The organism is Synechococcus sp. PCC 6717 (assembly GCF_022698185.1).
Lineage (GTDB): Bacteria > Cyanobacteriota > Cyanobacteriia > Thermosynechococcales > Thermosynechococcaceae > Thermosynechococcus > Thermosynechococcus lividus.
This window is the reverse complement of sequence record NZ_JAKLTV010000005.1, coordinates 76,063-89,072: the sequence shown is the minus strand read 5'-3', so window position 1 is coordinate 89,072 and position 13,010 is coordinate 76,063. Positions and strand designations below refer to the sequence as shown.

At 52.3% G+C, this 13,010-nt stretch carries 12 protein-coding genes, 1 tRNA gene, 1 pseudogene and 1 riboswitch; of the genes and pseudogenes, 10 read left to right on the top strand and 4 right to left on the bottom strand.

Annotated features, from left to right (window positions below; genetic code table 11):
• Positions 1–126: 126 nt before the first annotated feature.
• From L5470_RS05685 to L5470_RS05675, 3 genes are all read left to right on the top strand, one after another.
• Positions 127–885, top strand: coding sequence for a hypothetical protein (locus L5470_RS05685; RefSeq protein WP_198406147.1), 759 nt, complete (start codon positions 127–129; stop codon positions 883–885).
• A 116-nt stretch (positions 886–1,001) separates the two neighbouring features.
• Positions 1,002–1,661, top strand: coding sequence for a MotA/TolQ/ExbB proton channel family protein (locus L5470_RS05680; RefSeq protein ID WP_099798348.1), 660 nt, complete (start codon positions 1,002–1,004; stop codon positions 1,659–1,661).
• Between the two features lie 18 nt (positions 1,662–1,679).
• Positions 1,680–2,384 carry a YggS family pyridoxal phosphate-dependent enzyme gene (locus tag L5470_RS05675; protein ID WP_499498730.1) on the top strand — a complete coding sequence of 235 codons (705 nt, stop codon included), beginning with the start codon at positions 1,680–1,682 and terminating at the stop codon, positions 2,382–2,384.
• A gap of 68 nt (positions 2,385–2,452) precedes the next feature.
• On the opposite strand, the gene ppsA is transcribed toward L5470_RS05675, so the two are convergent.
• A complete protein-coding gene (gene ppsA, locus L5470_RS05670; protein WP_499498729.1) occupies positions 2,453–4,891 on the bottom strand; it encodes a phosphoenolpyruvate synthase in 2,439 nt (812 codons plus the stop codon).
• A gap of 656 nt (positions 4,892–5,547) precedes the next feature.
• On the opposite strand from ppsA, the gene L5470_RS05665 reads away from it, so the two are divergent.
• Positions 5,548–5,871, top strand: a complete 324-nt coding sequence (locus L5470_RS05665; protein WP_499498727.1) for a transposase family protein — start codon at positions 5,548–5,550, stop codon at positions 5,869–5,871.
• A 69-nt stretch (positions 5,872–5,940) separates the two neighbouring features.
• Positions 5,941–6,759 (top strand): annotated as a pseudogene (locus L5470_RS05660) (ISL3 family transposase).
• A gap of 23 nt (positions 6,760–6,782) precedes the next feature.
• Here the strand turns inward: L5470_RS05660 and L5470_RS05655 are convergent.
• On the bottom strand, positions 6,783–8,138 hold the full coding sequence (locus L5470_RS05655) for an ArsB/NhaD family transporter (RefSeq protein ID WP_499498725.1): 1,356 nt from the start codon (positions 8,136–8,138) through the stop codon (positions 6,783–6,785).
• A gap of 88 nt (positions 8,139–8,226) precedes the next feature.
• Positions 8,227–8,363, bottom strand: a riboswitch (cyclic di-AMP (ydaO/yuaA leader).
• Between the two features lie 156 nt (positions 8,364–8,519).
• On the opposite strand from L5470_RS05655, the gene L5470_RS05650 reads away from it, so the two are divergent.
• The 3 genes from L5470_RS05650 (at position 8,520) to L5470_RS05640 (ending at position 11,099) form a co-directional block, all read left to right on the top strand.
• On the top strand, positions 8,520–9,425 hold the full coding sequence (locus L5470_RS05650) for a bifunctional riboflavin kinase/FAD synthetase (protein ID WP_499498723.1): 906 nt from the start codon (positions 8,520–8,522) through the stop codon (positions 9,423–9,425).
• On the top strand, positions 9,418–10,326 hold the full coding sequence (locus tag L5470_RS05645) for an AAA family ATPase (RefSeq protein WP_499498721.1): 909 nt from the start codon (positions 9,418–9,420) through the stop codon (positions 10,324–10,326). The genes L5470_RS05650 and L5470_RS05645 overlap by 8 nt, the downstream gene beginning before the upstream one ends.
• Before the next feature lie 140 nt (positions 10,327–10,466).
• Complete coding sequence (locus L5470_RS05640; RefSeq protein ID WP_499498719.1) at positions 10,467–11,099, top strand: response regulator; 633 nt, start codon at positions 10,467–10,469, stop codon at positions 11,097–11,099.
• Positions 11,100–11,103: 4 nt separating this feature from the next.
• Here the strand turns inward: L5470_RS05640 and L5470_RS05635 are convergent.
• A tRNA-Asn gene (locus L5470_RS05635) sits at positions 11,104–11,175 on the bottom strand.
• A gap of 54 nt (positions 11,176–11,229) precedes the next feature.
• Here L5470_RS05635 and L5470_RS05630 point away from each other — a divergent pair.
• Positions 11,230–11,895: a pseudouridine synthase gene (locus tag L5470_RS05630; protein WP_499498717.1), complete on the top strand. Its 666-nt coding sequence runs from the start codon at positions 11,230–11,232 to the stop codon at positions 11,893–11,895.
• Entirely contained in the window at positions 11,864–12,166 is a 303-nt protein-coding gene (locus L5470_RS05625) for a DUF3493 domain-containing protein (protein WP_499498715.1), read from the top strand. Before L5470_RS05630 ends, L5470_RS05625 begins: the two co-directional genes overlap by 32 nt.
• On the opposite strand, the gene prmC is transcribed toward L5470_RS05625, so the two are convergent.
• Positions 12,126–12,911 (bottom strand): peptide chain release factor N(5)-glutamine methyltransferase, encoded by a 786-nt coding sequence (gene prmC / locus L5470_RS05620; RefSeq protein ID WP_227517595.1) that lies wholly within the window; start codon positions 12,909–12,911, stop codon positions 12,126–12,128. The genes L5470_RS05625 and prmC overlap by 41 nt on opposite strands.
• Positions 12,912–13,010 lie beyond the last annotated feature (99 nt).

Genomic DNA, 13,010 nt, shown 5'->3' with positions numbered 1-13,010 from the left:
TTGTCCTTGGTGGGCGGTGCATAGGGCAACAAACCGCTATGGAGATGCCATAGACAGGCCAGAACCACTGCTAATATGCTTGAGTGCGGCGTTTTTCGTTGAATTTAGGGGATCATCATGCTACAGATGTCGGCATTCAGTCACACGATTTTGGGCACCTATGCTCTCATTGGTTTTACGATTACAGGGCTATCCTTTTTACGGTCTTGGGTACAACAGCAGTATAAAGGGTCATTGCACATTCTCAAGGAGCAGTGCGATCGCCTCCGCCAAACGGTCAATAGCCAAAACCAACGCATTGAAGGGCTAAAGGACTTAGTAGCCCGCACCACCGCCCAGCGCGATCGCCAAGCGGTAGAAATCCAGCAACTACGGGCAGAAATTGAACGCTTGAGCACTGGCTACACTGACTTGCAAACCCACCAGCAAGCCCTTGAGGCAGAGCTTGCCAGCTATCGTCAACAGGTGCAAGACCTGCAAGCAGAGTTAGCAAACGCTCAGGCAGAAAATGAAGCCCTCCGCGACAGATGCGATCGCCATCGTGCCGAGATGGAGGCAGCTTACGAGCGCAATATCCAGCTAGAGGCATCCTACCAACAGCAGTCTGCCACCTTGGCCACCCTACAGATTGCCCATGCCGAACAGGAAACGCAACTTCAGACCTGCTATACCCATCTGCAGCATCGCGACACAGTGATTGCCACCCTAGAAAACGCCCTTGAGGCACTGCACCAGCAGCACGCTCAGTCCCGCATCTACACCCAGCTCTGGGCGTGGATAAGTGGGGTCATGACTCTTGCGTGCATGATTATGGGGGCGGGTCCGTGGAGTCCGCTACGACCCGTTTGGGAGGCCATCTATCCCCACTTGCCCATGTTTTATTAGAGCACGCCGGACATCGGGAACAGTCGCTCAACAGATACAGTCCAACGCCATGACTCCCCTAGACAAACGATATTTTGCTAATGTAAACCTCGGATGCACTTCGCAGGAAACTGATCGTGAATATCGCCGAAATTTTTAACCGTGGTGGCTTGGCCATGTGGCCACTGCTGATTCTCTCGATCTTGACCTTGGGCACTATTTTTGAGCGGTTATGGTTTTGGAGCATTGTGCTGCGGGGGGAAACAAAACTAGCTGAGCAAATTCTCGATGCCGCCCGCCATGATTGGCAAGAGGCCACGGAACTGGCGGCGAATGCCTGCGATCAACCGATTGGACGCTTTCTTTACACCCCCTTGCAACTTATCGACACGAACCCCGAGATTTTTCGCCTTGCCCTCGAAGCAGCAGCGGATGAAGAACTCAGTGCCATGCGGCGTGGCGAAAAAGTGCTAGAGGCAACCATCACCATGGCACCGCTGTTGGGGCTGCTGGGAACCGTTTTGGGGTTAATTAGCGCCCTGAGTTCCATTCGCTTAGGGGATATTGGCACCCCAGCCACCATGGGGGTCGGATTGGGCATTAGCGAAGCCCTCATTAGTACCGCCTCTGGCTTAGTGGTAGCCATTATTGCCCTTGCTTTTCAGCGGCTGTTTCAGGCATTTTTGTTACAGCAAGCGCAAATCTTTCGTCGCACCGGCAATGAGTTAGAACTCACCTATCGCCAAGAATGGCTGCGCCAAGGGGCTACCAATGAGCCGGAAAAAACCTTTTTTTAGTCGCTGATAGAGAGTACTGTGCTATCCCCTCTCGACATTCGCGATCGCGTCGAGCACCTCAAAGCGAGCCTTCCCCCCACGACTCGCCTCATTGCTGTCAGTAAGTACGCGCCGGTGGCTGCCATGCGGGCGGCCTATGGGGCTGGGATTCGGGATTTTGGCGAAAGTCGCGTCCAAGACGCTGCGGCTAAACGCTCAGAACTGGCGGATCTGCCCGACATCACTTGGCACCTGATTGGACACCTGCAAACCAATAAAGTCCGCCAAGCCCTAACACTCTTTGACTGGATTCACACCGTAGATCGCCTGAAACTGGCAGAGCGGATCAATGCCATCCTTGCAGAAACCGGGCAGACTGCTCCCCGCTGTTTGCTCCAAGTCAAGCTGCGCCCCGATCCCCACAAGTATGGCTGGGAGCGATCGCAGCTAGAGGCCGCACTGCCCCACTTGGATCGCCTGCCCCACTTACACTGCCATGGGTTAATGACAATTTTGCCCTTGGGACTGCCCCCCACAGAGCAACTGCAGGTTTTTAGGGAACTGCGGGCATGGGGCGAAGCCCTCGGCCGCAAGGGGTGGCAGCGACTGCAATGGCAAGAGTATTCCATGGGGATGACCCAAGATTATCCCTTGGCGCTTCAGGCAGGAGCCACGATGGTACGGATTGGAACAGCGATCTTTGGCAGTAGAACCATTGGGACAAGTTTAATTGAAACAAATTAACTAAAATGAAAGAGCAGGGCGATCGCGGCATCGGTTCCCTGCTCTTGACTTAGGAGTTAATTAAGACGCTACCCGCGAGCCTCCACCTCAGCAATCTGCAACAGCGTTTTCAACACCGAGTCGGGGTTGAGGCTAATGGAGTCAATCCCTTGGGTGACAAGGAACTCGGCAAACTCAGGATAATCGCTAGGGGCTTGGCCACAGATGCCAATTTTGCGCCCCTTGGCCTTCGCGGTTTGAATGGCTTGTGCCACCATCCGCTTCACGGCTTCGTTGCGTTCATCAAAGAGGTGCGCCACCAAGGCAGAGTCACGGTCTAACCCCAGCGTTAACTGCGTCAGGTCATTGGAGCCAATGGAAAAGCCATCAAACACCTCCGCAAAGGCATCCGCCAGCACAACGTTACTGGGGAGTTCACACATGACATAGACCTGCAAGCCATTTTCCCCTTGCTTGAGGCCATGTTTTGCCATTTCCGCCAAGACCCGCTGTCCTTCCGCGGGTGTCCGGCAGAAGGGAATCATGAGGATCACATTGGTCAACCCCATTTCATCCCGTACCCGCTTCATCGCTTGGCACTCTAGGGCAAACCCTTCGGCATACTTGGGATCGTAGTAGCGTGAGGCACCCCGCCAGCCAATCATAGGGTTTTCTTCGTGGGGTTCAAATTGGCGGCCGCCCAAGAGGTTGGCATACTCGTTACTCTTGAAGTCCGACATCCGCACCACTACAGGTTTGGGATAAAAGGCGGCGGCGATCGCCCCAATGCCTTGCGCCAGCTTATCAACAAAGAACTCAGCTTTATTGCTGTATTGCTGGGTCAGTTCGGCAATTTTCAGTTTTGCCACCTCATCCTGTAACTCGTCGTAGTGCAACAGCGCCAACGGGTGTGCTTGGATGTGGTTCGCAATAATAAACTCCATCCGTGCTAAGCCCACGCCATCGTTGGGGATGGCGGCCAAACTAAAGGCTTCTTCGGGGTTGCCCACATTCATCAGGATTTGGGTGCGGGTGCGAGGCAGGTTCTCCAGTGCCACTTCCTCTACGTGGAAGGGTAATAAACCACTGTAGATGTGACCTTCTTCCCCTTCGGCACAGGACACCGTGACCTCTGCCCCATTGGGGATGGCATCGGTGGCATTGCCGCAGCCCACAATGGCTGGAATTCCCATTTCCCGAGCAATAATAGCTGCATGACAGGTACGACCGCCTTGATCGGTGACAATGGCGCTGGCTTTTTTCATGATCGGTTCCCAGTCGGGGTCTGTACGGTGGGTCACCAGCACTTCACCCGCTTGAAACTGATCAATATTGGCCACGTTGCGGATCACCCGCGCCCGGCCTTGGCCAATCATTTCACCCACAGCACGACCTTTGGCCAGCACGGCTCCTTTCGCTTGCAGATGGTAGCTGCGCAGAACATTCCCTGCTTTTTGGGACTGCACGGTTTCTGGGCGGGCTTGGACAATAAATAGTTCACCCGTGATACCATCCTTGGCCCACTCGATGTCCATGGGGGTATAGGTGCCGCGCTGTGCAGAATAATGGTCTTCAATGGCACAGGCCCATTTCCCCAGAGTCAGAATTTCCTCATCGTTAAGGGCAAACTGCTTGCGCAAGGTTTCTGGCACTGGCTCATTACGAGTGAGTTTGGTACCGCCGAGATCGTAAACCATGCGGATTTCTTTGGTGCCGAGGGCTTTTTTGAGGATAGGTTTGTACCCTGCTTTCAGAGTTGGCTTAAAGACAAGGTATTCATCAGGATTCACCGCCCCTTGAACCACGTTTTCCCCTAGGCCATAGGCAGCCGTAATCAAGGCAGCATCCTTAAAACCCGTTTCAGTATCAATGGAGAACATCACCCCCGAACAGGCTAAGTCTGAGCGCACCATTTTTTGTACGCCGACCGACAGCGCCACACTAAAGTGATCAAAACCTTTGATCTGACGGTAGGAGATGGCACGGTCGGTAAACAGGGACGCAAAGCAGCGATGGCAGGCATCTAAGACCCCTTTGAGGCCATGGACGTTGAGGTAGGTTTCCTGCTGACCGGCAAAACTCGCATCGGGAAGGTCTTCGGCGGTGGCACTAGAGCGCACCGCAACATCGGTATTCGCACCATAGCGATCGCACATATTTTGATAGGCAGCCGCAATCGCATCCGTCAATGCTTGCGGGAAGGGGGTGTGGAGGATCAGTGAACGGATGGCTTGCCCAACGCGATGTAGCTCACCGACATCTTCAACATCCAATCCAGTCAAGAGGCGGCGGAGTTGCTTATCGAGATCCCCGGCTTGGATAAAGTAACGGTAAGCGTAGGCAGTGGTCGCAAAGCCATCTGGAACATTAATCCCCTTCGGGCTAAGCTGTTGCAGCATTTCCCCTAGGGAGGAGTTTTTACCTCCCACCAATGGCAGATCCTTTAAGCTCAGAGAGTTGAGTTCCAGAACAAACGCCGTCTCGCGATCTGCTGCTGTGGTTGTTGATCTGGAGATAGATTGAGTCATTGTTTACTCTCCCAAAAAGTGATTCCAATTAATTCGAAATCTTTGATTGCGATGCTCGATCGAGTTATTGTTTCCTGTCAGTTTTCGTCTTGACAAATCAACTTTCTCCTTGACAACGTAGTACCAACTGACTCTCTCTGGCTGCCTATTGCGTGCCTCGCTGCCCGCAGTTATAGCGTGCCAAAGAAGGTGACTAGACGGTTCTTTGCAGAACGCTCCTACCGCTCTGAGTGCTTATTGCTTCCTCGCAGCTAGGGTCTAGCACTACCTCCCAAATGCGCCGATGGTCGCGAAAAATTGATCCGTGATGCACACGTAACGTGGTGACTAGGTGGTGGCTAATTTTAACTGGGGCGATCGCCATTGCCCTATAGCCCTATTGTAAACTCTGCAGGCTTCTCTAGGGAGGCGCAGACAACTTTGTACTGCGTTGGTGGCTGTTAAATTGATCGCTCTAGGGTTAGGATGACTCAGTACATCGGGAAGAGAACGCTTTCTTAAGAAATTATTAGAAAATATCTTCTTTTTAAGGGGTTGTTGCATGAAGAGGGGGTGCGAAGGGAAGAGACATGGTAAGTTTCAATGACCACACCAAAACCTGCCAGGGTCTATCGGACTTGGTATGCTAATGTAACATGCTATACGAAATCTAAGATATGCAGCTACTTCTAACTGATCTACTCAACCTACCTGGAATTGAGGTTGAAGATTATACCGATGTTGCGGGAGAATTGATTCTTATAGTGGAAGCAAAGACAACCGAGGCGATTTGCCCACGTTGCCAACAAAAAAGTTGTCATTTACACCAGAATCATTGGTATCTAGTGCGAGATTTAAGCATCAGTGGACGAACCGTATTTCTTAAGATCAATCGTCGCCAGTTTAAGTGTCGAACTTGTGGTAAGCCATTCAGTGAAACGCTCGATTTCATCGGCAATCGTCGCAAGCAAACGGATCGATTTACTCAGTCAATCGTGTAACAGGTTTTGCATAGCGACATTCATAATGTTGCAATTTCAAATGGTCTCACTGATGAAGAAGTATGGTCAATGGTACAGTATGTCAGTAAAAAAAAACTCCACGTCGATGTGAGTTCAGTAAAACGATTAGGTATAGATGAGATTTCCTTAGGTAAAGGACAAGGAGATTACATAGTTGTTTTGGTCGATTTAGAGCGGCGAATTCCCCTTGCCTTTGCCCCTTCTCGCAAGCAGGAAGATGTGAGGCAAGTGCTTGAGGCATGGGGAGCAGCAGTACTCAATCAAATTATTGAGGTGAGCATTGACCTGTCTGGAAACTATAAAAGTTTGGTTCATAAACTCCTACCTAATGCTACAGTGGTTGCTGACCGATTTCATGTTATAAAAATTGTGAATCAGGAATTGGATAAGGCTCGACAAAGTATTTGTAAAGCGAATGAGCAGACGGTAAATGAAGTCCAGAAAGCCCAGATTGCAGCCGCGCTCAAACAAAGTAAATATGCGTTACTGAAGCCGGAGGAAAATCTAACTCAGAAGCAAAAAGCAAAACTGTAAGAAATTCGAAAAGTAGTGCCAAGTCTGGCTCGAATGCATCAGGAGAAGGAATCGTTTAGAGCCATCTTTGAGCAAGCAAAAGATTGGAAAGATGGAACCTTTCAATTGCTCGATTGGTTAGCTCAAGCTCAGGATTCTTTTCAAGAGAGCGTAAGAACAATTTGTCGGTGGTTTGGTGAAGTCACCGCCTATTTTGATAATCACACAAATAGTGGTGTTGTTGAAAGTATTAACAATAAATTGAAGCTGATCAAGCGGTCAGGTTATGGGTTCAGGAACTTTGATAATGTTCAGTTACGTTGCTTAATTTGCTGGCATTTAGCTATTGATTAAGCATAACTCGGACGATAGAGCCGCTAGCTGCGAGGCCAAATTAAAAATCGAACCGTGAGAAATAGGGCTGAGACCCCCAGTTGCAGCGCCGTAATGGGAACCCCATAGCGCAAAAACGTCTTAAAGCTAATGCGTCGTCCATGGAGTTCGGCAACACCTGCCCCAACAATATTGGCGGAGGCACCTACCAGTGTGGCATTTCCCCCTAGGGTAGCGCCCAGCATCATGGCATAAAACAGCGGTAAAACTGTACTGGGAATATTGCCACCATAGCCAAGGTGGAGAATTTCACTACCGGCGAGGCCAACCTGAACCACGTATTTTTTCAGTAAGGGTACCATCGCCACCACTAACGGAATATTAGGAATCACACTGGACACAATGCCCATCATAAACAACAGCAACAGTGACCCTAAAAAAATATTTTTACCAATCACAAACGCTAAGACTTGCGAAAGTTGGTCAATGATCCCCGTTTTCTCTAGCCCCCCAATCAACACAAATACACTCATGAAAAAGATGAGGGTCCCCCAATCCACATCGCGCAAAATTTGGGTTACCGTATCAATTTTGCTTTGATGGGCAAGGAGCAGGGCAAGTGCCGCCCCCATCAAGGCCACGGCTGGCGGTGACACCTTCACCAACGTGCCATCGCCAATGACAAAAAACACCAAGACAAAGAGGATAATCACTGAGCCAACCGCCAAGGTGCGGGGATGATTAATCTGGGGATGGGGCAACTGATCAAGGCTCTTGAGTTCCTTGCGCCAAATTCGCCGAAACAATACCGGTAAGCACAAAACAATGACAGCGATCGCCAACACCCCCGCCATGCTCATCCGCAGCAGATAATCCGTAAAGCTAAGGTTAATGGCATCCCCAACAATGTAGGTCGCTGGATCCCCCACTAAGGTGAGCAAGCCAGCACTGTTGGAAACAATAACCATTAAAATAATTAGCGGCACAAAATCCACCCCAACCTCCGCCGCCATTGGGGGTAACAGCGGCGCTAGCAGCATGACGGTGGTGGCATTGGGCAGCACCGCACAGATGGGGGTGGTGAGGGCAACAATGCCCAAGAGTAATCGCTTACCTTGTCCTCGGGCTAAAATCACCATTTGCGTGGCAATATAATCAAAAATCTTGGTAGGCTCAAACGCTCGCACCAAGACCATCACGCCAAAAAAAAGGGCAAGGGTGCCATGGCTGCGGCCAATGTAGCTAATGGCCTCTGAGAGGGTCATAATATTCAGAAAAACCAGCAGGATTGCCCCTAAAAAAGCCGCAATGGTGATATTGATCAATTCGGTCATGATCAGGGCGATCACGCCCAAAAAAATGAAACCTGCAACAAGGGGCTGCCAGTGTTGGATAAACATGTTCAATCCTAGCGAATTCAAGGGTTAAGGATTTCGGTCAACGCAGCGAAACCGAACCATGGAACACTGAGCAGTGATAAACAACAGCCAGTCTCCAACTGAGTGCCGACGAAGTTAGCTGACGGGCTAGGATTCAGTGGCATCCTATCTCTGGCGAGAATGCGCCCCTTTTCACTGGGTTCTCCGTTCTGAATCTTGAGGTTTCAGATTAGGCAAGCTTTAGATAAATTGCTGCTGAGTTTAGCACAGCCATTTCCGAGGATTCAAGAGAGGATTTTCTATGGTCAAAATTAAGGAAAACATAGCTAGTCTGTTAAGACTGCCACAATTTTGGCAAATGTGTCAAAATGTTTCCTGTGTCAACTAGTGTGCTGCTTACCCTTGCAAACCCCTACCGCGATCGCCCTCGGCAATTTTGATGGTGTCCATCGGGGGCATCAGCACGTCATCCATACCCTTATCGAGGCGGCACCCCCAGAGTGTTACCGCTCGATCATTACTTTTTCCCCCCATCCTCAAGCGTTTTTTACAGGGGAGGAGCGGCTACTGTTGACCCCCGCCGCTGAGAAACGCACCCTGCTCAGCCAGTATGGCATTGAACAGGTGATTGTTTTACCCTTTACGCAGCAGTTGGCGCAGCTTTCGCCCTTAGAATTTATTGAGCAGATTTTGGTGCAGCAACTCCAGGCCAAGGTGCTCAGTGTTGGCTTTAATTTTGGGTTTGGGCGTGGGCGCTCTGGTACTGCTGAGGATTTGCGAACCCTCTGTGCCGCCTTTGGCATTCCTGTCCATATTGTGCCCCCTTACTGTCATGGTGGCGATCGCGTCAGTAGTTCTGCCATCCGTGCCGCCCTAGCCACCGGGGATGTTGATCTTGCCCGCGAGCTATTGGGGCGACCCTATGCACTGACGGGAACTGTGATCTACGGCCACCAACTGGGTCGTCAACTGGGGTTTCCGACCGCTAATTTAGCCGTGCCGACCGATAAACTCTTGCCCCGCCATGGTGTTTATGCCTGCTGGGTCACAGCAGCCATCTTCCCTAGCCCCCAGTTAGGGGTGGTGAATATCGGTGTGCGTCCTACCGTAGATGGCCGAGCCGTGACCACAGAAGTTCATCTCTTGGATTGGTGCGGTAACCTCTACGGCCACGAGCTAACCCTACACCTTGAAGCCTTTATTCGCCCCGAAATGCAGTTTTCAGCCTTAGCGGATCTGCAATCCCAAATTGTGCGGGACTGCTGCGAGGCCGCCACCCATCTACGGCGAGTTAAATCCTATGCGTGATCCCCTACAGCAATTGGTGACCAATCTGGGTCAAGTGATAGTGGGCAAGGAAACTGCTCTTGAATTAGTACTGGTGGGCTTACTGGCGGCGGGGCACGTGCTGCTCGAAGATGTGCCCGGTGTCGGTAAAACGCTCTTGGCTAAAGCCTTGGCACGCTCCCTTGGCGGTTCCTTTCAGCGCATTCAAGCCACCCCTGATCTCCTGCCAACGGATTTATCGGGCACAAATATCTGGAACCCGAAAACCGCTGAATTTGAATTCCGTCCGGGGCCAGTCTTTTGCAACATTCTGCTGGCGGACGAAATCAACCGGGCTACACCGCGCACGCAGTCGGCCTTACTCGAGGTGATGGAAGAGTACCAAGTCACCATTGACGGGGTCACCTACCCGTTGCCCCAGCCCTTTTTTGTGATTGCCACCCAAAACCCGGTGGAGTACCAAGGTACGTTTCCGCTGCCTGAGGCACAGCTCGATCGCTTTGCCCTCTGTCTGAGCTTGGGGTACCCCACTGAAGAGGAAGAGCTACAAATGCTCCAGCGCCTGCGGGGAGGCTTAGATATAAACCAGCTGAGTCCCTGCTTAAGTCTCAGTGAGATTGAACAGTTGCGCCAGCAGGTTCTGCAGGTACGGGTTGAGCCGGTTGTGCAAAAGTACATTCTTAGCCTTGTCCGCAGCACTCGCCACAGCGATCGCATTACCCTAGGTGTTAGCCCCCGCGGCACCGTTATGCTCCAGCGCACGGCTCAAGCCTTGGCCTTTCTCTGTGATCGGGATTATGTTGTTCCTGATGATGTGAAACGCCTCGCCCCTCACGTTCTGGGACATCGTCTAATTACCACTGCTGGTCGCTCCAATTTAGGAGTTGTTGCCGAGTTACTGGACGCTGTGCCTGTGCCCTAGGAGAAGTGACAAGAGTGTTCTCGGTGAACATCTCGCAGTCTCTAAAACTGTCATCGTTGTTAAGTAGAGTTAAATAAACGACGAATGTTGCAGTTGGTTTCTGCATCCTTGGCGGCAAAATTTTGAAGGATTTTGAGATCATGAAACCCACCGTACTAATGACGCAAGCGGTTCAACGTCAGGGGGAAATTTGGCATAGTATTCTCAGTAGTCAAAACATCACGGTCATCTGGGAAAGCCTCGATGGTGACATTCTGGGCGTATTAGAGCAAATGGAAACCGCTGGTTTGACCCTGCCCAACTTGCTCTTGTTGGATCTAGGGATGACCGTAACCAATCCCTACCGGTTTTGTCAGGTTGCCCAGTCTCGCTTTCCATCGCTGCCGATTGTGATTACCGTGGGTCAAGAACGCCAAATTAGCAGTGCCGAACGCCGTTGGGCATTACGCCTCGGCGCGACCGATCTACTCCCAGGTATTCAAGAGTCCACCCTGATTGCTACGGCGGTGTCCCACCTCACCCGTATTCTAGAGTTGCTGGATGCGCTGCCCATTCAGCAGGATGCCTTGATGGAGAGTTTGAGTCGCCTCTCAGCCCCCCTGCAATCYCCCCCCCCGCCAGCGCCGTCACCCACGGTCGAACCCGCTGCACCTGAACCGTCCCAAAGTATGCAGCAGTACCGCGGAACTGGTACTGTTGCAGACACCAGCACCTTACCCAAAGGGGATGAAGATGGTCAGCGTCGCCGCCGTTATCGCGGCTCAAGCTATTAGGAAACTCCTCAGGCCGGATTCGAACCAGCGACCAATCGGTTAACAGCCGACCGCTCTACCACTGAGCTACTGAGGAATATCGACGATTTCTTACTATAGCCTAGCTAGAATCACTTGGCAAGCCCATGGTATGCTAGGGTTGCCACTGGAGGGTCCCTTGGTCTATCGCTACGTCATCTTGAATAAGCCCTATCGGGTCTTGTGCCAATTTCAGGATGAACGGGGTCGGCAAACCCTCAAGGACTACGTCCCCATTCCCGATATTTATGCGGTGGGTCGCCTCGACTATGATAGCGAAGGCTTGGTGTTGCTCACGAACGATGGGCGCTTACAACACCGCCTGACTGACCCCCGCTACCGCCATCCCCGGACTTACTGGGTACAGGTGGAAGGGCACCCTACGCCTGAGGCTCTGGAACACCTTCGCCAAGGGGTGCTGATTCGGGGCGATCGCACCCTGCCGGCCACTGTTACGGTTCTACCTGAGGCTCCCGCTTTACCGCCACGGACGCCACCGATTCGGTTTCGCCGCTATATTCCTACGGCGTGGCTCAGCATCACCTTACGGGAAGGGCGTAATCGACAGGTGCGGCGCATGACTGCTGCTGTTGGCTTCCCGACGCTGCGTTTGGTGCGGGTTGCTCTTGGTTGCCTTGAACTGAACGATCTTGCACCCGGCTGCTGGCGGCATTTGACCCCCCAAGAGGTGACACACTTGCGACGGTTGTGCTCTTTAGAGCCTGTTCTCGATCAAATTTGTGATTATGACTCATTCCAAAGACCCTCAACAGGCTGATTTTCGGCAGCGGCTGCGCTCAGAAGCTCAGGCACCCTATCGCGGGCTACGGCGCGTTTTTTATGGCGTTTTTGCAGCTTCAGGGCTAATGGGCGGCTTCATCCTTAGCTTGAAGTGGCTGGCAGGGACTGCTCCGGCAGATGTGGGCTGGAGTTTGGCTTTGCAGCTAGGGGTTGTTGCCGTGATGATTGCCCTATGGCGATGGGATCAGCCGCGATCGCCCCAACGCTCTAGTGGCACTGTGCCACCAAAAATCGATCCACCCGATTGATATCAGGGCAGATGTGCACCTGTTGATAGGCACCGGTGGCCGTGGCGATCGCCCGTGCCGACTTCCCCTGCCCCGCCATGAGTTCTATAAAGAGCCACCCCTGGGGCAGCAAATACGCGGGGGCAGCTTGCACAAGGAGGCGCACCGCTGCCAGCCCGTCACTGCCGCCATCAAGGGCAAGGTGGGGCTCGTGGTACTGCACTTCCGGTTGCAGGCGGGCAATCATGGCCGTGGGAATATAGGGGGGGTTACTGATGATACCCTGTACCTGACCTTTGAGAGGAGCGATTGGCTCAAACCAACTCCCTTGGTGGCAGTGAATGCGATCGCCCAACCGGTAGCGCTGAATATTAATTTTTGCTACGGCTAGGGCAGCAGCACTGCGATCAACTGCATGAAGCTGGACTTGTGGCCATAGGCGCGCCAGTCCCAAGGCGATCGCCCCGCTACCGGTACCTAAATCCAGCCAGTGCCCCTGCTGTTGATGAACAGGAACCCAGCGGTCAACCCACTCCAGCAGTTCCTCGGTTTCTGGTCGCGGAATCAAGACACTAGGGGTCACTGTCAATTCCAGATCTCGCCAGTAGGCACATCCCAGAAGGTACTGCAGCGGCACCCGTTGTTGCCAGCGTTGTTGCCAGCGATAACTGAGTTCGGCAAGGGGCAGTCTTAAGGGTAGAGAAGGCTGGCTGCGGTAACTGTGCAGGGTCAGGTCGAGGGGGGTTAACTCACTGAACGCAAGCAAAAAGGTTTTCAATTCAGCTCGACCAGCGGCTTTTTCAGTCTCAGGAATGCACTGGCAGGCCCACTGCCACCACTCCCATAGGTGCTCACCACTAATGGA

Excerpts from the sequence above, each read along its gene's own strand:
- L5470_RS05685 (WP_198406147.1), top strand. The coding sequence starts at position 127 with ATGTCGGCATTCAGTCACACGATTTTGGGCACCTATGCTCTCATTGGT.
- ppsA (WP_499498729.1), bottom strand. The coding sequence starts at position 4,891 with ATGACTCAATCTATCTCCAGATCAACAACCACAGCAGCAGATCGCGAG.
- L5470_RS05665 (WP_499498727.1), top strand. The coding sequence starts at position 5,548 with ATGCAGCTACTTCTAACTGATCTACTCAACCTACCTGGAATTGAGGTT.
- L5470_RS05655 (WP_499498725.1), bottom strand. The coding sequence starts at position 8,138 with ATGTTTATCCAACACTGGCAGCCCCTTGTTGCAGGTTTCATTTTTTTG.
- L5470_RS05645 (WP_499498721.1), top strand. The coding sequence starts at position 9,418 with ATGCGTGATCCCCTACAGCAATTGGTGACCAATCTGGGTCAAGTGATA.
- L5470_RS05630 (WP_499498717.1), top strand. The coding sequence starts at position 11,230 with ATGCTAGGGTTGCCACTGGAGGGTCCCTTGGTCTATCGCTACGTCATC.
- L5470_RS05625 (WP_499498715.1), top strand. The coding sequence starts at position 11,864 with ATGACTCATTCCAAAGACCCTCAACAGGCTGATTTTCGGCAGCGGCTG.